Raw genomic sequence first — 251 nt, forward strand, 5'->3', positions numbered from 1 at the left:
GTAGTGATTGAGGTTACTAAGGTACGGTTAAGTGTTTGCGTAAGCGAGATATCAATAATTTCAATCGTGTCGTCAATGCGCACTTTGCGGAAGGTTTCACGAATACGGTCTGATACAACAATGGTATCGTTTAGTGAGTAACCTATCACGGCAAGTATTGCTGCCAAAATAGTTAAGTCAAACTCTAAACCAAGCACCGAGAATAAACCAATCGTAATGATTACATCGTGTAAAAGCGCGCCAACTGCGCC

1 pseudogene is annotated in these 251 nt (G+C 41.8%); it reads right to left on the reverse strand.

Features of this window, described 5'->3' with window-relative positions:
- Positions 1–251 (reverse strand): annotated as a pseudogene (locus SB765_RS32065) (protein translocase subunit SecF); the annotation flags it as partial.

It is taken from the genome of Pseudomonas sp. SIMBA_067 (assembly GCF_046534675.1).
GTDB lineage: Bacteria > Pseudomonadota > Gammaproteobacteria > Pseudomonadales > Pseudomonadaceae > Aquipseudomonas > Aquipseudomonas putida.